The organism is Olsenella sp. CU969 (assembly GCF_905219715.1).
Classification (GTDB): Bacteria; Actinomycetota; Coriobacteriia; order Coriobacteriales; family Atopobiaceae; genus Granulimonas; species Granulimonas faecalis.
Genome location: NZ_CAJMXC010000011.1, coordinates 19,870 through 37,830, shown reverse-complemented (window position 1 = coordinate 37,830; position 17,961 = coordinate 19,870). Strand labels below are relative to the sequence as shown.

15 protein-coding genes and 3 tRNA genes are annotated in these 17,961 nt (G+C 68.5%); 11 read left to right on the top strand and 7 right to left on the bottom strand.

All coding sequences use genetic code 11. The features are described from left to right. Positions 1-208: 208 nt before the first annotated feature. The 7 genes from JX283_RS02475 to JX283_RS02445 all read right to left on the bottom strand — a co-directional run bounded on the left by JX283_RS02475 (position 209) and on the right by JX283_RS02445 (position 5,625). Positions 209-1,111 carry a ketose-bisphosphate aldolase gene (locus JX283_RS02475; protein ID WP_204829187.1) on the bottom strand — a complete coding sequence of 301 codons (903 nt, stop codon included), beginning with the start codon at positions 1,109-1,111 and terminating at the stop codon, positions 209-211. A gap of 82 nt (positions 1,112-1,193) precedes the next feature. Beyond that, complete coding sequence (locus JX283_RS02470; protein ID WP_204829186.1) at positions 1,194-2,291, bottom strand: PTS fructose transporter subunit IIC; 1,098 nt, start codon at positions 2,289-2,291, stop codon at positions 1,194-1,196. A gap of 44 nt (positions 2,292-2,335) precedes the next feature. Further along, positions 2,336-2,641, bottom strand: coding sequence for a PTS fructose transporter subunit IIB (locus tag JX283_RS02465; RefSeq protein ID WP_204829185.1), 306 nt, complete (start codon positions 2,639-2,641; stop codon positions 2,336-2,338). Between the two features lie 172 nt (positions 2,642-2,813). Then, positions 2,814-3,725, bottom strand: a complete 912-nt coding sequence (locus JX283_RS02460) for a MurR/RpiR family transcriptional regulator (RefSeq protein ID WP_204829184.1) — start codon at positions 3,723-3,725, stop codon at positions 2,814-2,816. 276 nt (positions 3,726-4,001) lie between these two features. Continuing rightward, positions 4,002-5,024 (bottom strand): diacylglycerol kinase family protein, encoded by a 1,023-nt coding sequence (locus JX283_RS02455; protein ID WP_204829183.1) that lies wholly within the window; start codon positions 5,022-5,024, stop codon positions 4,002-4,004. 359 nt (positions 5,025-5,383) lie between these two features. Further along, positions 5,384-5,457, bottom strand: a tRNA-Gly gene (locus JX283_RS02450). A gap of 91 nt (positions 5,458-5,548) precedes the next feature. Beyond that, positions 5,549-5,625, bottom strand: a tRNA-Pro gene (locus JX283_RS02445). A 151-nt stretch (positions 5,626-5,776) separates the two neighbouring features. Between JX283_RS02445 and gdhA the strand changes: the two genes are divergently transcribed. The 11 genes from gdhA to JX283_RS02390 all read left to right on the top strand — a co-directional run bounded on the left by gdhA (position 5,777) and on the right by JX283_RS02390 (position 17,954). Further along, positions 5,777-7,108 carry an NADP-specific glutamate dehydrogenase gene (gene gdhA / locus JX283_RS02440; RefSeq protein WP_204829182.1) on the top strand — a complete coding sequence of 444 codons (1,332 nt, stop codon included), beginning with the start codon at positions 5,777-5,779 and terminating at the stop codon, positions 7,106-7,108. Between the two features lie 147 nt (positions 7,109-7,255). Next, positions 7,256-7,341 (top strand) — tRNA-Leu (locus tag JX283_RS02435). 179 nt (positions 7,342-7,520) lie between these two features. Next, a complete protein-coding gene (tig, locus tag JX283_RS02430) occupies positions 7,521-8,837 on the top strand; it encodes a trigger factor (RefSeq protein WP_204829181.1) in 1,317 nt (438 codons plus the stop codon). A 74-nt stretch (positions 8,838-8,911) separates the two neighbouring features. Further along, positions 8,912-9,532, top strand: a complete 621-nt coding sequence (locus JX283_RS02425; protein WP_204829180.1) for an ATP-dependent Clp protease proteolytic subunit — start codon at positions 8,912-8,914, stop codon at positions 9,530-9,532. Between the two features lie 3 nt (positions 9,533-9,535). Then, on the top strand, positions 9,536-10,873 hold the full coding sequence (gene clpX, locus JX283_RS02420) for an ATP-dependent Clp protease ATP-binding subunit ClpX (RefSeq protein ID WP_204829179.1): 1,338 nt from the start codon (positions 9,536-9,538) through the stop codon (positions 10,871-10,873). A 97-nt stretch (positions 10,874-10,970) separates the two neighbouring features. Further along, on the top strand, positions 10,971-12,377 hold the full coding sequence (locus JX283_RS02415) for an aminopeptidase (RefSeq protein WP_204829178.1): 1,407 nt from the start codon (positions 10,971-10,973) through the stop codon (positions 12,375-12,377). A 101-nt stretch (positions 12,378-12,478) separates the two neighbouring features. Then, a complete protein-coding gene (locus JX283_RS02410) occupies positions 12,479-14,299 on the top strand; it encodes an ABC transporter ATP-binding protein (RefSeq protein ID WP_204829177.1) in 1,821 nt (606 codons plus the stop codon). Further along, positions 14,299-14,778, top strand: coding sequence for a ribonuclease HI (rnhA, locus tag JX283_RS02405; RefSeq protein ID WP_204829176.1), 480 nt, complete (start codon positions 14,299-14,301; stop codon positions 14,776-14,778). Before JX283_RS02410 ends, rnhA begins: the two co-directional genes overlap by 1 nt. Positions 14,779-15,146: 368 nt before the next feature. Further along, a complete protein-coding gene (locus JX283_RS02400) occupies positions 15,147-16,232 on the top strand; it encodes a DUF871 domain-containing protein (RefSeq protein ID WP_204829175.1) in 1,086 nt (361 codons plus the stop codon). Positions 16,233-16,234: 2 nt separating this feature from the next. Further along, positions 16,235-17,563: a 6-phospho-beta-glucosidase gene (locus tag JX283_RS02395; protein ID WP_204829174.1), complete on the top strand. Its 1,329-nt coding sequence runs from the start codon at positions 16,235-16,237 to the stop codon at positions 17,561-17,563. Between the two features lie 76 nt (positions 17,564-17,639). Continuing rightward, positions 17,640-17,954 carry a PTS sugar transporter subunit IIB gene (locus tag JX283_RS02390; RefSeq protein WP_204829173.1) on the top strand — a complete coding sequence of 105 codons (315 nt, stop codon included), beginning with the start codon at positions 17,640-17,642 and terminating at the stop codon, positions 17,952-17,954. Positions 17,955-17,961: the final 7 nt, after the last annotated feature.

The window sequence follows — 17,961 nt, the reverse complement described above, 5'->3', positions numbered from 1 at the left end:
CTCCCGCCGTCCCCCCCCCGGCGCCTGAAAGCCATTGAGGGCGCCCTCAGCTGCTTTCAGGCGCAGGGGGGGACGGGCCGCGGTCGCGCCCCTCCCGGCCGGGCCGTCGCCCGGCGCCACGCTCCTCTCCTGTCTCTGCCACACAGAACGGCCCCGCACGCAGCTGCGTGCGGGGCCGTTCTCGTAGTCGTGGTGTCGGCGGGTTGCCCTACACCAGTGCCTGCCTCCACTGCGGCGTGCACTGNGCGCGGTAGATGGCGGCCTTGCCACAGCTGTCCAGGAGCTCCATTTTCTGGGTGAGCACCTGCTTGGCCGCGTCGATGCACTCCGGGAAAAGGTTGTTGGGGTCCCATCCCGAGCCCTCGCGGCTCAACACCTCGCGGGNCTTCTCANAGAANGCGCTCTTGTAGTCGCTGGAGATATTGACCTCGGCGATACCCAGGCGCACGGCCTCGGCAATCTCGGAGTCGGGGTTGCCCGAGCCGCCGTGCAGCACCAGGGGCACGTCCACCACGTGGGTGATCTCCTCGAGCACGTCCATGCGCAGCTTGGGCGTCACGCCCTTGGGATAGAGGCCGTGGCAGGTNCCGATGGCAACGGCCAGGCTGTCGATGCCGGTCTCGTTCANAAACTGTGCCGCCTTGGCGGGGTCGGTGTAGATGACCTCGGTCATGCCGCCCTCGATGGAGGTGCCGGTGTCGCCGATGGTGCCCAGCTCGCCCTCCACCGATACGTCCACCATGTGGCTGTAGCGGACTACCTCGGCGGTCTTGGCCACGTTCTCCTCAAAGGGCAGCGAGGAGCCGTCGATCATGACGGAGGAGAAGCCGTCGTGGATGGCGCGCATGCAGCTCTCGATGGAGTCGCCGTGGTCCATGTGCAGCACAAAGGGCACAGGACTGTTGGAGATGCGGGCGATGACGTACTTGAAGAAGTCGTCCTTGCAGTAGTCGAGCTCCGTGGGGTGCACGGCGATGATGGCGGGGGCGTCGTTGGCCTCGGCGGCCTCCACCACGCAGCGGACGAGGTTGGACTCGCTGATGTTGAAGGCCCCCACGGCGAAGTGGTTGTCCTTGGCCACCGAGAGCATCTGCTTCATGTTGACGAGCATGGGTGGTACTCCTTTGCGTTTCAAACGGTATGGGTCCGTAGGGAATACCCGGCGGCCACGGGGCCGCCGGGATGGTGCCTGGTTAGGAGAGCTTGAACTCGGAGAGGTCGAGCTCCTCTTCCTCGAAGTTGCCGTCGATGTCCACCGCGTCGGGGTCGATGCGCCTCTTGAGGAGGAAGAGGATGGTGCCGGTGACCAGGGTGCCGGCGAGCAGCGCCAGCACGGCCACGAGAGGCTCGCTCATGGCGGGGATCACGAAGACGCCGCCGGAGGGCACGGGGCTGGCGTTGCCGAAGAAGAAGCTGATGGCGCCGCAGACGCCGCAGCCGATGGAGGTGGCGCAGACGGTGCGCACCAGGTCGTTCATGGCGATGGGGATGACGCCCTCCGAGATCATGCAGAGGCCCATGGGGAAGGCCACCTTGATGTTCTCGACCTCCTCGTTGTTGAAGATGGGCTTGTGGAACCACTTGGAGAAGAGCCACGCCAGGGTGACGCCGAAGGGCGGGACCATGGCGGCGAGCACCTTGATGCCCTCGGGCTCCATGATGCCGTCGGCCAGCAGGCCGTCGCAGATGAGGTTGGGGACCTTGGAGATGGCCCCGCCGTAGTCGATGCAGCCGATGAAGCCGATGATGAAGCCGTAGGCGAGCTTGGCGGATTGGTCGAGGCCGACGATGAAGTCGTTGAGGGCCTGAGTGAGGGCCATGACCGGCTCGCCGATGACGAAGAGCATGATGAGGGCGCCGAGGATGGCGGTGATCGTGGGCACGATCATCATGGGCATGAGTGCCTGGGCCCACTTGGGGACCTTGAGGTAGGTCACGAGCGCCAGGGCGATGTAGCCCGCGATGAAGCCGCCGATGAGGCCGCCCAAAAAGCCGGTGCCCAGGAACGAGGCGATCATGCCCATGAGGAAGCCGGGGGCGAGGCCGGGGCGGTCGGCCAGGGTGTAGGCGATGTAGCCCGAGATGAACGCGGGGATGAGCCCCATACCGAAGACGCCGACGGNGGTGAGGGCGTCGGGCACGGTCATACCCTCGAGGCTCTCCACGTTGCTGCCGCCGCAGAGGTTGCCGATGGCGATGAGGAGGCCGGAGGCGACGATGAGGGGCAAAAGGTAGCTGATGGCGGTGAGGACCGGTTGCTTGAACTGGACCTTTATCTTCTTTGAAGCCATGGTGGGCCTTTCTCGTACGGGAAGGTAAGGGTCGGGGCGGTCTCCTAGAGCTCCGCCTGGATCTTCTTGAGCACCTGGCGGGGCGCCTTGATGGCGATGTCGGTGGGGATCTCCATGACGCGCTTGCCCTCGAAGCGCGCGCGGCCCTCGACGTGCACGTCCACGGCCAGAAGCACGGCGTCGGCCTCGGCGATCTGCTCGGGCGTGAGCTCGTTCTCCACGCCGATGGTGCCCTGGGTCTCGATGTGGATGTCCACGCCGAGGTCGTCCGCCGCGTTCAGGAGCGCCTCCCTCGCCATGTAGGTGTGGGCGATCCCGCTGCAACAGGCACAGATTCCGACGATCTTCATGGTTCTCCCTCCAACGGTCCTTGGGCCGGGTGGCCCTGTGTGCTTGCTGAAACTGTGTTTCATTATGCAGAAGAGAATGAAACAACGTCTCAGAACGGGCCTGAGGACCGCCAGCGGTAGGTTTCAACCGGTGAGCGTTGGATTGTATTCAGTTAGTGATAAAGAGGGGGAATCAGCTCATCGTGGGCGTCGACATCTTGTCGCGACCCAGCGACTTGTGCTCCATGCGGGCGTGCTCGAGCGCCTGGCTGCGGCCGGTCATGACGAGGAGGAAGAGCGCCTCCACCACGAAGTCCGCCGAGATGTGCGACGAGAACTGGCTGCTCGAGANGGCGTGGTCCCGCGACACCGTGTGGAGCACGCAGTCCGCGCGCGGGGCGAAAGGTGCGGCGGGGTNTGAGGTNACGAGCACCACGGGGGTGGAGCTGTCCTCCGCGTTGTCGAGGATGGTCTCGAGGCGCCGCGAGTACCCGGACGACGAGACGAGCACGAGCACGTCGGTGGGCCGGAGGGAGAGCGAGGCCAGGATCATGGACTCGGTGGTGGCGGGGCACTGGCAGCGGACGCCAATCTGCCCGAGCTTGAACGCCAGGTTGGCGCAGACGGGGATGGAGTTGCCCACCGCGGCGAACACCACGGAGTCGGCGTTCTGGACGAGGTCGACCACCCGGGAGACGACGGCGGGGTCGAGCCCGCGGGCCGTGGCGCGGAGCTCCGAGACCTTGGTCTCGAGGATGAGCTCGAGCGACCCCGACACGTCCGCGGTGGAGACAGACGCGGCGGCCGGCGTCTTGGGTCCGTCCGCGCCCTCGCCCTCCTCCGCAGCGATGGTCATGCGGAGGTCGGAGAAGCTGTCGAACCCGATGTGTCTCACAAAGCGNGACACCGTGGCCGCGGAGGTGCCGCTGCTCTCGGCTATCTCGCGCACGGAGAGGAACGGCACGCGGCTCACGTTGCGCACCACGAAGTCGGCCACCTTGGCCTCGGTNCCGGGGAGGNGGTCGTAGNNGCCGCAGACGATGTCGATGGCCGACTGGCGTTCTACCNTGGTGCGTCCCTCCCTTTTCTCCCTGGCCCCCATCATAGCGGCAGCGGGGGAGGGCCTGCGCCGTCCGGCNGCGCTTGCCGCNTGCGGCGTCCGGAAATCGCGGTTGCAGACGGTGTCTTTGGTCGAGCGGCCGTCCTTATCGGCCTGAAATCACGATTTCAGGCCGTTCTGGACGAGGATGGCGAGCCGGGAGACCTCGGAANCGACCTGGAATCGCGGTCTCGTACACCGGCCAACGCCGCCAGCTCCGCCGCCGAGCCCCACCGCCGAGACCCACCGCCGGCACCGGTCCGGTACCTTGTCGCGCCCGGCCTACTCGCCTCGCAGCTTGCCTGCCAGCNTGGAGCCGAGCAGCCCCTCGGTCATGCTCGGCTTGTCCACCGTCACCGGATCGGGGTGCCACTCAAAGGAGTTGGGCACCAGCACCTCGAGCGCGCTGGGCTCGCAGCGCACGTCGAACACCCTGCCGTGCAGCGGCTCGCCGTCCACCTGGGCCGGGGGCTCCTCGTCGAACTCCACGCGAATGCGGGAGAACGGCGCGATCTCCACCGCGTCGGNNCCGGCGTGCATGCCAAAGCGCGCGCCGGTGAACAGCGCGAGCGTCGCGGCCCTGCCCGGGATGCGCACGTTGCGGCAGAGATCCAGCCTGCCGTCGACGGGGGAGGCCTCCGGGCACACCCTGAACCCACCGCCGTAGGTAGGGCCCACCTGGCAGGCAAAGATGATCTCCCGGCCCTCCTTGCGCGGGCCGCCGTCCACACGCATCTCGTAGTGCCAGCCGTCGCTGTGCTCGGAGAGGATGCGGTAGCCGCTTTTGGCGAACAGTCTGGTACCGGCGAGGCCGTTCTTGGTGCGCGTGCCCATGGTGTCCAGGGCGATGGCGNCGTCCAGGCCGANGGAGCATGTCTCGCAGAAGTACTCGCCGTTGACCTCGCCCAGGTCCAGCGCCACGGGGGTCCCGTTGGTCACCTGGCCGAGGCTCGCCATGGGGTCGTTGAGGGCCATGNGNAGGGTGCGNCCGTANTCGTTGCCCGACCNCNTGGGTATGATGCCCAGGCGCGGGCGCTTGGGTTTGGGCACCGCCATGAGGCCGTTCACCACATCATGGATCACGCCGTCGCCGCCNAGGGCGATCACCGTTTCGTTGNCGGCCGCCTTGGACGCGTGCCTGCGGGCGTCCCCGGGCTTCTCGGTGCGCACCACCTTGAAGCCGGAGGTGGCGTTGTCGTAGCNGTGGAGGAACCGCTCCACGAAGTCCACTGCGCCGGCCCCCTTGCCGCTGTGGGCGGCGGGGTTGGCGATCACGAGGGTGCGTCCGAGTCTGCTCTGGGTCATGGTTGCTCCGGGTCGGTGGGCCGAGTGTTGCGCCGGTGGCACACGCCCCATGCTACCCGTCTGCGCCGTCTCTGCCGGGCGGGTTTGCCCGGGCGCCCGGAAAAGGCGGCCTGGCATGTCTTGCGTGGGCGCCGCGGCGTGTGACGTGTGACAGCGGTGCCTGGCCCATCTGTCACTCGCTCTATTGCGCTGCTGATGGGACGGGAAGGCTGTGGCTGCCGTCGGGGGGGGGCGGGTGCCTCCGTCCTCCACAGTTGGGACAAAAGTGCCCGACCATTGGGACAAAAGTGTCCGGGTGTTGGGACAGCCGGGCCACGAGAAAGGGCGCCCCGCTGCCGGGACGCCCTGGGTCTGTCGTATGGAGCGGGCGACGGGAGTCGAACCCGCCTCATCAGCTTGGAAGGCTGAGGTTCTACCGATGAACTACGCCCGCAAACACAAGCAGTATAGCCTACGGCGGGCCGCGTGGGCCCATGAAGGGCAGAGCGGGCGCCGGGCCATGGACCCGACGCCCGTGCGTCTTCTGGTCGGGGCGACTGGATTCGAACCAGCGACCCTCTGCTCCCAAAGCAGATGCGCTACCAAGCTGCGCCACGCCCCGTCAGGTCCATGAGTATAGCGCGGCCGCCGGCGCCCGGCCGCCGTATCCATCCTGTTACCGGAAGCCGGGCGCTGCCGCGGGCCCATTTGACCCCTCCTTATGCTCAGATAAGCGTTTGCCAGGCCCCAAGCCTTGCTTCGAGAGGAGCCCCATGTCTTATACAGAGCGTGTCGTCGGCGNGCTCANGACCCGCTACGCCGACCAGCCCGAGTTCGTCCAGGCCGCCACNNAGGTCCTGGAGTCCATCGAGCCCGCCGTCTCCGCCCACCCCGAGTACGAGGCCACCGGCCNGCTCGAGCGCATCGTGGAGCCCGAGCGCGTGGTCATGTTCCGCGTGCCGTGGACAGACGATGACGGCAAGGTCCAGGTCAACCGCGGCTTCCGCGTGGAGTACAACAGCGCCATCGGCCCCTACAAGGGCGGCCTGCGCTTCCACCCGTCCGTGAACCTCGGCATCCTCAAGTTCCTTGGCTTCGAGCAGATCTTCAAGAACGCCCTCACCGGCCTGCCCATGGGCGGCGGCNAGGGCGGCGCCGACTTTGACCCCAAGGGCAAGTCTGACCGCGAGGTCATGGCCTTCTGCCAGTCGTTCATGACCGAGCTCCAGCGCCACATCGGTCCCGACACCGACGTGCCCGCCGGCGACATCGGCGTNGGCGGCCGCGAGATNGGCTACNTCTTCGGCCAGTACAAGCGCATCCGCGACCAGTTCTCCGGTGTGCTCACCGGCAAGGGCCTCTCCTTCGGCGGCTCGCTCTGCCGTACCCAGGCCACCGGTTACGGCCTCGTCTACTTCGTCGACACCCTGCTCGCCGACAAGGGCGACTCCCTCGAGGGCAAGACCGTGGTGGTCTCCGGCGCCGGCAACGTGGCCATCTACGCTATCGAGAAGGCACAGGCCCTCGGCGCCGCCGTGGTCACCTGCTCCGACTCCTCCGGCTGGGTCCACGACCCCGACGGCATCGACGTGGAGCTCCTCAAGGACGTCAAGGAGCGCCGCCGCGAGCGCCTCACCGCCTACGTGGAGGCCCGTCCCGGCGCCACCTACCACGAGGGCCGCGGCGTATGGTCCGTGCCGTGCGACGTCGCGCTGCCCTGCGCCACCCAGAACGAGCTCCTCATCGACGATGCCGAGGCCCTCGTGGCCAGCGGCTGCAAGGTGGTGGGGGAGGGGGCCAATATGCCCACCACCCTCGACGCCACCCAGTACCTCATCGCCAACGGAGTGGCCTTCTGCCCCGGCAAGGCGGCCAACGCCGGCGGCGTGGCGGTCTCGGGCCTCGAGATGAGCCAGAACTCCGAGCGCCTCTCCTGGACCTTCGAGGAGGTGGACTCCCGCCTCAAGGGCATTATGGAGAACATCTACGCCACCGCCTCGGCGGCGGCCGAGGCGGCCGGCGCCCCCGGCAACCTCGTGGTGGGCGCCAACTGCGCCGGCTTCCTCAAGGTGGCCGACGCCATGTACGCCCAGGGCATTGTTTAGGCCTGCGCAGACAAGGACGTTTCCTCAGCGCCCCTATCCGTCTGAAAGCGGATAGGGGCGCCCTCAATCGCTTTCAGGCACAGGGGTTCGCGCGGGGCTCGGGAGCGCAGGGGCTCTGGGGGCCGCTCTGCTAGAATGCCCTTGCATGCGGGCGTGGCGGAACTGGCATACGCGCTGGATTTAGGTTCCAGTGGACCCTGTCCATGGAGGTTCGAGCCCTCTCGCCCGCACCATCTGCGCACCCGGCCCCCGGCGCTTACCGGGGGCCCGCCGCGGCCGGGGCCCTTTGTGGAGCGGCCGCCCCTTTTTTGACGTTGGCGTCCACTTGGCGCACAATGTACCTCCGTGAAGCTAGGTGCATTCTGGCACCCGGGTAGCCGCATGGCGCGGCAAAGACTTTTCAGGAGGAACGTTGAACATCACCGTCACCGCAGGGGATCCCGTCGATTCCAAGCTTTCCGCAGATGTCACCATCCCCGCCGACGACGTGAACAAGGCCGTCGCCAAGGCCTATAAGGACATTGCCAAGCGCTACAACTTCCAGGGCTTCCGCAAGGGCCGCGCCCCGCGCCCCGTCATCGACGCCGCCGTGGGCCGCGAGGCCGTGATGGCCGACGCCACCAACGCGCTGCTCTCCGCCGCCGAGCCCCTCGTGCTCAACGAGCTCGACGTCGTGCCCGTGGGCGACGTTGACTTCNGCGAGGACCTCGAGTCCGCCCTGGAGAAGCAGGACTACACGGTGAAGGTCACCGTCAACCTCATCCCCGAGGCCGAGCTCAGCCCCTACGACCCCGTCGCCATCTCTATGCCCCCNGCGGACGCCACCACCGCCGAGATCGACCAGCAGCTCGACGTCCTCATGGGCTACCAGGCACGCTTTGAGGACGCCGACGGCGACCANGNCGTGGTCTCGGGCGACTTCGTGAACGTGGACGTCGAGGACATCGAGAACGGCGAGCGTCTCGCCGGCGAGAACCGCATGCNCGCCACCGAGGCCGGCATGCTCCCCGAGGCCCTCGAGGAGGCCCTCGTGGGCATGAAGCCGGGTGACGAGAAGGAGGTCGAGTTCACCCAGGGCGAGGGCGACGNCGNCCAGACCGNCAAGATCAAGGTCAAGGTCAACGACATCAAGGTCAAGGTCGTGCCCGAGCTCACCGACGACTTCGCCAAGGACGTCTTCGGCTTCGACGGCCTCGACGCCCTGCGCGACGCCGTGTCCATCGAGATCAAGGGCGACAAGGACCGCAACCTGCCCGCCCTCAAGGAGGAGCGCGCCGTCACCGAGCTCGAGAAGCGCCTCGAGATGGAGACCGTGCCCGAGGACTACGTCAAGCAGGTCCACGACGAGATCGCCCGCCAGTTCGTCTNCGACCTCCANGCCCAGGGTCAGACGGTGGACTCCNTCCTCCAGATGCGCCACATCACCATCGACCAGCTCCTGGCCGACCTCCAGCTCCAGGCCACCGAGCACGCCCGTCAGTCCATCGCCCTCGACGCCCTGGCCAGGCACCTCGCCATCGAGGTCACCGACGACGACGTCAAGGCCGAGTTCTCCGACGTCTACGACTCCGACAAGGCCGTGAAGAAGGCCATGAAGGAGTTCGCCGAGTCGGGCCAGATGCCCGCCGTGCGCCAGACCATCCGTCGTTCCAAGGCCGTCTCCTGGCTGCTCGACAACNCCCAGGTGACCGAGGTCNNCGAGNTTGCCGAGAAGCGCGCCAACAACTAAGACAGTCCCGGTCATGGCGGTCGGGGGCCCCGGTCCGGGGCGCCCGACCGCCTTATCGGGNGGAAAGGTGCGACATGACCCACAGGCCCACCAACATCCCGAACATCCCCTACGTCATCGAGCAGACCCCCCGCGGGGAGCGCNCNTNCGANATCTACAGCCGCCTGCTCAACGACCGCATCGTGTTCCTCGGCGAGCAGGTGGACCCCAACTCCGCCAACCTGGTGATCGCCCAGCTCCTGCACCTCGAGAGTCAGGATCCGGACAAGGACATCGCCCTCTACATCAACTCGCCGGGCGGCGACATCTACTCCGGCCTGGGCATCATCGACACCATGAACTACATCAAGCCGGACGTCTCCACCATCTGCGTGGGCATGGCCGCCTCCATGGGCGCCATGATCCTGGCCTCCGGCGCCAAGGGCAAGCGCTTCGCGCTACCCAACTCCATGGTACTCATCCACCAGCCCTCCAGCGGCGTCCAGGGCCAGCAGACCGACATCCGCATCGTGGCCGAGGAGACCAGCTACCTGCGCAGGCACCTCAACCAGATGCTCTCCGACGCCACGGGCCAGCCCTTCGACCGCATCGAGGCCGACACCGAGCGCGACAACTACATGCGCGCCCAGGAGGCCCTCGAGTACGGGCTCGTCGACAAGGTCATCACCAGCCGCGCAGACGCGAGCGAGGACTAGCCTATGAGCGACTTCGAGAAGGGCAACGGTGACGGCGAGCTGCACTGCTCGTTCTGCGGCAAGAGCCGCGACCAGGTGGACAAGCTCATCCAGGGGCCCGACGGCGTCTACATCTGCGACGAGTGCGTGGAGACCTGCTCCGACATCATCAACGAGGCCGAGCAGCTCGACGGCCCGGAGTCCCCGGCCGGCATGCTCATCGACGAGATGCCCACCCAGAACGAGATCTACGACGAGCTGTCCCAGTACGTCATGGGGCAGGAGGACGCCAAGCGCGCCATGGCGGTGGCCGTGTACAACCACTACCGCCGCATCATGACGGGCGCCCCCGNCACCGCCCCGGCGGACGACCGCCTGTCCTTTGGCGCGGCGGCCGCGGCCGACGACGGCGAGGGCGAGGTGGAGCTCGCCAAGAGCAACANCCNGCTTNTGGGGNCCACCGGCACCGGCAAGACGCTCCTCGCCCAGACCCTCGCGCGGTTCCTCGAGGTGCCCTTCGCCATCGCCGACGCCACCACCCTCACCGAGGCCGGCTACGTGGGCGAGGACGTGGAGAACATCCTGCTCAAGCTCATCAACGCCGCCGACGGCGACGTCGAGCGCGCCCAGGTGGGCATCGTCTACGTGGACGAGATCGACAAGNTCGCACGCAAGGCGGAGAACTTCTCCATCACCCGCGACGTCTCGGGCGAGGGCGTGCAGCAGGCCCTGCTCAAGATCCTCGAGGGCACGGTGGCCTCGGTGCCTCCCCAGGGCGGCCGCAAGCACCCCCAGCAGGAGCTCATCCAGATCGACACCACCAACATCCTGTTCATCTGCGGCGGTGCCTTCGTGGGCCTCGACAAGATCGTGGCCGACCGCATCGGCAAGAAGGGCATCGGCTTCGGCTCCGACCTAGGCACCCGTACGGAGGAGTCCGAGGACGAGCTCATGGCCCAGGTGAGCCCCCAGGACCTGCACAAGTTCGGCCTCATCCCCGAGTTCATNGGCNGCATCCCCGTGGTCACCAACACNAAGGATCTCNCGGAGTCCGACCTCGNGGACATCCTCACCGAGCCCAAGAACGCCCTGGTGAAGCAGTACCGGCGGATGTTCGAGATCGAGGGGGTCCAGCTCGACTTCGAGCCCGACGCCCTGACCGAGATCGCCGCCAAGTCCCTCGAGCGCGGCACCGGCGCCCGCGGCCTCAGGGCCATCTGCGAGGCGACCCTCCAAGACACCATGTTCGACATCCCCTCCGAGCCCGACGTCGTGCGCGTCGAGGTCACCAAGGAGTCCGTCGACGGCCTCGAGCAGCCCCGCCGCATCTCGGCCGAGACGGCCCGCCACCTGGCGGGTTAGGGCGTCCACACCGCATCGCACCCGGGGCGGCCTCCCGCAGGACGGGGGAGGCCGCCCCTGCCACCTAATGTCGAGCACAGAGAGAAAGGCACCCACCATGGAACGTCCCTGCGCCTGGAACCGCTACGACGACAGGCAGCTCGCCGACCTAGAGTCCCTCGCCGCCGACTACCGCACCTTCATCTCGGAGAACAAGACCGAGCGCGAGTGCGTGGCCGCCTCCGTGCGCCTGGCCGAGGCCGCCGGCTACACCGACCTCGCCGACGCCGTGGCCGCCGGCCGCGCCGTCAAGCCGGGCGACCGCCTCTACGTGAACACCCGCGGCAAGGCCCTCACGCTGTTCTGCGTGGGCACCGAGCCCATCGAGGCCGGCATGGACATCCTGGGCGCCCACGTGGACTCCCCGCGCCTGGACGTCAAGCAGAACCCTGTGTACNAGAAGGCCGACCTCGCCTTNCTCGACACCCACTACTACGGCGGCCTCAAGGCCAACCTCTGGGTGGCCACGCCCCTGGCCATCCACGGCGTCGTGGCCAAGAAGGACGGCTCCGTGGTGCCCGTGGTCGTGGGCGAGGACCCCGCCGACCCGGTGTTCTGTATCTCCGACATCCTCATCCACCTCGCCCAGGAGCAGATGAAGAAGCCCATGGCCGAGGCCGTGGAGCACGAGAAGCTCGACGTCATCGTGGGCGGCCGGCCCCTCGTGGACGGCTCCGGCGACGATGACGACGCCAAGGGAGAGGCTGTCAAGGGCCTGCTGCTCCAGATCCTCGGCGACCGCTACGGNATCGAGGAGGAGGACCTCCTGTCCGCCGAGCTCGAGGTGGTCCCGGCCGGCCCCGCCCGCGATATGGGCTTCGACCGCTCCATGATTCTGGGCTACGGCCACGACGACCGCGTGNGCGCCTACACGTCCCTCCGCGCCATGCTCGACGTCGAGGCGCCGCGCCGCACCTCCGCCTGCCTGCTCGTGGACAAGGAGGAGATCGGCTCCGTGGGCGCCACCGGCATGGACGCCCTCTACTTCGAGAACGCCGTCGCCGAGCTCATGGAGCTCGCCGGCGAGGGCGGGTCGCTGCGCCTGCACCGCGCNCTGGCCAACTCCCGCATGCTCTCGAGCGACGTCTCCGCGGGCTTCGACCCGGCCTACGCCGACCGCTTCGAGGAGAAGAACTCCGCGTTCCTCGGGCGCGGCCTCTGCTTCAACAAGTACACGGGGTCNCGCNGCAAGAGCGGCTCCAACGACGCCGACGCCGAGTACGTGGCCCAGGTGCGCGCCATCATGGACGGCGCCGACGTGGCGTTCCAGACCTGCGAGCTCGGCCGCGTGAACGCGGGCGGCGGCGGCACCATCGCCTACCTCATGGCCCACTACGGCATGGACGTCATCGACTCCGGCGTGGCCGTGCTGTCCATGCACTCCCTCTGGGAGGTCGTCTCCAAGGCCGACGTCTTCGAGGCCTACCGCGGCTACAAGGCGTTCCTGGAGTGCCCGGAGGCCTAGGCCCCGGTCCCTCCCGCACCGCCTGCATCCCTGCAGGGCCAGGCCCCGCCCGCCGTCCCGGCAGGTGGGGCCTTCTCGGCCCGCGACCGAAAGGAGCGCCCGTGCGCGCCGCGTCACCCAACCTGAAGGTCTCGTCCGACGTCACCCGGCAGACCCTCCGCCACTACTGGGCCGTCACCGCCAGGCACCTGCCCTGGTTCGTGGGCGCGGTGCTCTCGAGCCTGGGGTTCGTGTTCTTCCTCTCCTACATGAACCCGTACCTCATGGGCCTCGTGATCGACCGCGTGAGCGAGGGGCGAACGGCCGCCGCCGACGTCCTGCCGGTGTTCGGACCGGTCATGGCCGCGCTGGTGGCCGTGAACGCCGTGGGCCAGGCCTGCTCCAAGCTGCAGGACTACTTCACCGCCAAGGTCGAGATCCTGGCCACCTACGACCTCACCACCCAGGCCTTCGACACACTCTCCAACCAGTCCATGACGTTCTACGCCAACCGGTTCGGCGGGTCGCTCGTCTCCCAGGTGCAGCGCTTCTGCGGCGCCTACACCACCCTCATGGACTGCCTGCAGTACGCCGTGATCCCCATCTGCTCGGCCGTGGTGTTCACCATCGGCCTGCTGGCGGCGGAGGTCCCGGTGTACGTGTGCGTGCTCTCGCTGTTCCTCGTGGTCTACGTGTGCGTGNTCTACCGGCTCTACAGCCGCATCCTGCCGGCTAATGCAGAGGCCGCGGCGGCGGGCAACCGGCTCTCGNGCCAGCTGGCCGATGCCGNCACCAACATCATNGCCGTCAAGACGAGCGGCCGCGAGGACTACGAGCGTGGGCGCTTCGACGACGCCAGCCGCGAGGTGCGCGCCGCCGACTCCCGCCGCATGCGCGCCAACATCCGCTGCGGCGCTGCCACGNGCTCCATCATCGTGCTCATCATGGCCGCGTGCACGGTGTTCGTGGCGGGCGGCAACGCGTGNTTCGGCGTCACGCCGGGCGTGCTCGTGATGATGTTCAACTACACCTACAGCCTCACCATGCAGTTCAACCGCCNGTCGTCCACCTTCNCCACGCTCAANCGCGCCTTCNGCGACGCCTACGACCTCACGGTGGCCCTGGGCGAGCCGCTGCTCGTGGCCGACGCCCCCGGCGCGCCGGCCCTCGAGGTGACCGAGGGGNCCATCGACTTCGAGGGCGTCACGTNCCACTACCCTGACGCCGANGACGAGGACCGCGTCTTCTCGGACTTCACGCTCCACGTGCCCGCCGGCCAGCGGGTGGGCCTCATGGGCCGCAGCGGCTCGGGCAAGACGACACTCACCACGCTGCTCCTGCGCCTGGCCGACCTCCAGGGCGGCCGCATCCTCATCGACGGCCAGGACGTCTCGGCGGCGGCCCAGGCGAGCCTGCGCCGCTCCATTTCCTACGTGCCGCAAGAGCCGCTGCTGTTCCACCGCAGCATCCGCGACAACATCGCCTACGGGTGCCCTGATGCCNCCGACGAGGAGGTGCGCGCCGCCGCCGAGCGCGCCAACGCGCTNGAGTTCATCGACCGCCTTCCCCAGGGCATGGACACCATGGTGGGGGAGCGTGGCGTCAAGCTGTCGGGCGGTCAGCGCCAGCGCGTGGCCATCGCCCGCGCCATCCTCACCGACGCGCCCATCCTCGTGCTAGACGAGGCCACGAGTGCCCTGGACTCCGAGAGCGAGAGGCTCATCCAGGAGGCCCTGGCCACGCTCATGGAGGGGCGCACGAGCATCGTCGNCGCGCNTCGCCTGTNCACCGTGGCGAGCCTGGACCGCATCGTGGTGCTGCAGGACGGGAAGGTCGTGGAGGACGGCACGCACGGGGAGCTCGTAGGGGCCGGCGGCGCCTACGAGATGCTGTGGGACCGCCAGACCGGCGCGTTCCTCGACGAGGAGGGGGACGGCCAGTGATGGACAGGGTGACGGTCTATACGGATGGGTCGAGCCGCGGCAACCCGGGCCCCGGAGGCTACGGGGCCGTGCTGCTCTTTGNGGACGCCGCGGGCGTGGAGCACCGGCTGGAGCTCTCCCAGGGCTTCCGGCGCACGACGAACAACCGCATGGAGATGATGGCCGCCGCCGCCGCCCTCGAGGCGCTCAAGCGCCCCTGCGAGGTGGAGCTCCACAGCGACTCCCAGTACCTCGTGAACGCCCATGAGAAGGGGTGGATCCGCGGCTGGCAGCGCAACGGCTGGAAGACGGCCTCCAAGAAGCCCGTGAAGAACGTGGACCTGTGGGAGCGCCTCATCGCCGCCGAGAGGCCGCACAACGTACGCTACGTCTGGGTGAAGGGCCATGCCGGCCACGAGCNCAANGAGCGGTGNGATCAGCTGGCGGTCTCGGCGGCCACGGGCTCCGGCCTGGCGGACGACAAGGGCTTCGAGGCCTGACGCCCCGGGACCCCTCTCTCGACACCTGAACGCGAACAGGGGCGACCTTCTTCGCACCTTCACCGCACCTGAACGTGGGTAGGGGCGATTTCGGCGTCCCTGAACACGGTTGGGGGCAGATTTCGACGCCGGTCCGCCGGGGGAGTCGCCCCCAACCGCGTTCAGGTGCGGAGAGGAGGAACCGCCTGCTGCCGGCACCCGCCGGCCCGGGCCCATGCCGCTTGGGCCTGGTTACCCACCGCTCGCCGTCTGAATTGAATCGGTTCAAATCTGTGGTGTCCCCCTGCTGTACATTCATGGAGTCANATTTGAACCGNTTCAAAAANCGACGGCGCCGGGATGCCGGCCCGTATGGGGGGGGAGGGCCCATGGCCATCGGAATATCGCTCTATCCCGAGCACGCCTCCTTCGAGCGCAACGCCGCCTATGTGGAGCGGGCTGCGGCCCACGGGTGCACCCGCGTCTTCAGCTGCCTGNTTTCCGCCGAGGGCGACCGCGCGTCGCTGGCGGGGGAGTTCTCGGCCCTCTCCCGGGTGTGCCACGACCACGGCATGGAGGTCGTCCTCGACGTCGCACCGGCCGTCTTCTCCCGTGTGGGTGCCAGACCCGACGACCTCTCGTTCTTCGCCGAGGCCGGCGCCGACGGCATCCGGCTCGACGAGGGCTTTGGCGGCCCTGACGTCGCGGCCATGACCGCCGATCCCCACTGCCTCGTCGTCGAGCTCAACGCCTCCACCGCCGACGGCTCCCTCGAGGCCGCCCTCGCCTGCGGTGCCGACAAGGGCCGGCTCCAGGCCTGCCACAACTTCTTTCCGCAGCGCTATACCGGCCTCGGCCTCGACTTCCTCGTCCGCGAGAGCGCCCGTGCCAAGGACGCCGGCGTGAGGCTCGCCGCCTTCGTCTCCAGCTCGGCCCCCAGCGCCTTCGGCCCCTGGCCCGGCGCGGACGGCCTGCCCACCCTCGAGATGCACCGCGGCCTCCCGGTCTCGTTCCAGGCGCGCCACCTGTACGCCCTCGGGCTCGTGGACGACCTGCTCGTCTCCAACTGCTTCGCCACCGACGACGAGCTCGCCGCCCTCGCGGCTGCCCGGCCCGGCACCGTGGCCATGGCCGTGGCCCCGGTCCCCTCCGTGGGCGACGCCGAGCGCGACGTGCTCGCCTTCGCCCACCGCGTCCGCGGCGACCTCTCCCCCTACCTGTTCCGCAGCACCGCCTCGCGCGTCGTCTTCGCCGACCGCGACTTCCCGGCCCACGACACCCGCGACCTCGAACCCGGCGACGTCGTGGTGGTCAACGAGCGCGGCGGCCGCTACAAGGGCGAGCTCCAGGTCGTGCGCCGCCCCATCCCCAACGACGGCACCCGCAACGTCGTCGCCACCGTCGAGGACTCGGAGGCCCGTCTCCTGGACTGCCTCGACTCCTGGGTCCCGTTCACGTTCGTCGAGGAGGCATAGCCATGGCAAACGGCAACGGCGTCAAGGTCGTCACCATCGGTGGAGGCTCCAGCTACACCCCGGAGCTCGTGGAGGGGCTTATCCTCCGGCACGACCGCCTGCCCGTCTCCGAGCTCGTGCTCGTGGACGTCCCCGAGGGCGAGGAGAAGCTCGAGACCGTGGGCGCCCTAGCCCGCCGCATGGTGGAGCACGCCGGCGTGCCCATGAGGGTCGCCACCACCCTCGACCGCCGCCGCGCCCTCGAGGGGGCGGACTTCGTCACCACCCAGATTCGCGTGGGGCGTCTCCCGGCCCGCATCCTCGACGAGCGCATCCCGCTCTCCCACGGCATCATGGGNCAAGNGACNAACGGCGCCGGCGGCATGTTCAAGGCCTTCCGCACCATCCCCGTGATCCTGGGGTTCGTCCGCGACATCCAGGAGCTCTGNCCCGATGCCTGNATGGTCANCNTCTCAAACCCGNCNGGCATGATCGAGGAGGCCGTCCTCACCCAGACGGACTTCCAGCGCGCCATCGGCCTCTGCAACNTGCCGGNGAACATGCGCGCCGGCATAGCCGCCATCATGGGCGTGGGCGAGGACCGCCTCGAGCTCAGGCTTCAGGGCGTCAACCACTTCGTCTTCGCCACCGACGTCCTCGTGGACGGCCGCTCCGTCATGGACGAGGCCGTGGNGCGCTACGCCANCATCGCCGACGACGAGACGCTGGCCATGAACAACTTCGCGGCCAAGCCCTACTCGCCNGAGTTCATCCGCGGCATCCGCGCCATCCCGTGCCCCTACCACGACTACTACTTCCACACCGCCGAGCAACTCGCCGAGGAGCTGGACGAGTTCCGGACCGGCAACGTCCGCGGCGAGGTGGTGGGCCGCCTCGAGGAGACGCTCTTTGCGACCTACCGCGACGTGCGCCTCGACGTGAAGCCTCCCGAGCTCGCCCAGCGCGGCGGGGCCCGCTACAGCGACGNCGCCTGCGACTTGCTCGCCTCCATCCACAGCGGCGCCGGCGACATCCAGTACGTGGACGTCCGCAACCGCGGGTGCATCGCCGACCTGCCCTACGACAGCGCCGTGGAGGTGGCCTGCCGCATCACGGCCGACGGGGCCGAGCCCCTGGCAACCGGGCGCCTCANCCCTCGCATCGCCGGCCCGGTCCACATGATCANGGGNTTCGAGCGCCTCGTCGTGGAGGCCGCCGGCACCGGCGACCGCGACCTCGCCGTGGCCGCCCTCGCCCAGAACCCGCTCTGCCCCACGGAGTCGACGTCCGTCGCCGTCGTCGACGAGCTTCTCCGCGCCCACGGGGAGTACCTCCCGCAGTTCTCCCGGTAGGGGAGGGCGCGCCCCGCCGTGAACCAACGGTCTGCCGCGGCCGGCCGATGAGAGGCCAGGGCCTTGGCCCACGACCATGAAAGGACCCGCCACGACCAACATCCTCCTCGTGTGCTCCGCAGGCATGTCCACGAGCATGCTCGTGAAGAAGATGGAGCAGGAGGCGGAGAGGCGCGGNGTCGAGGCNCGCATCCGGGCCGTCGCCGANGCCAAGGCCGCCGAGAACGTGGGCGAGGCCGACGTGATGCTGCTCGGCCCCCAGGCGCGCTTCATGCTCGACAAGATGCGCGTCCTTGCCGGCGACACCCCGGTGGACGTCATCGACATGCGCACCTACGGCGCCATGAACGGCGCCNCCGTCCTCGACCANGCCCTCGCCCTTATCGGCTAGGCGACCG

What these genes read in the sequence shown, in the direction of transcription:
- JX283_RS02465 (WP_204829185.1), bottom strand. Translation starts at nt 2,641, where the DNA reads ATGAAGATCGTCGGAATCTGTGCCTGTTGCAGCGGGATCGCCCACACC.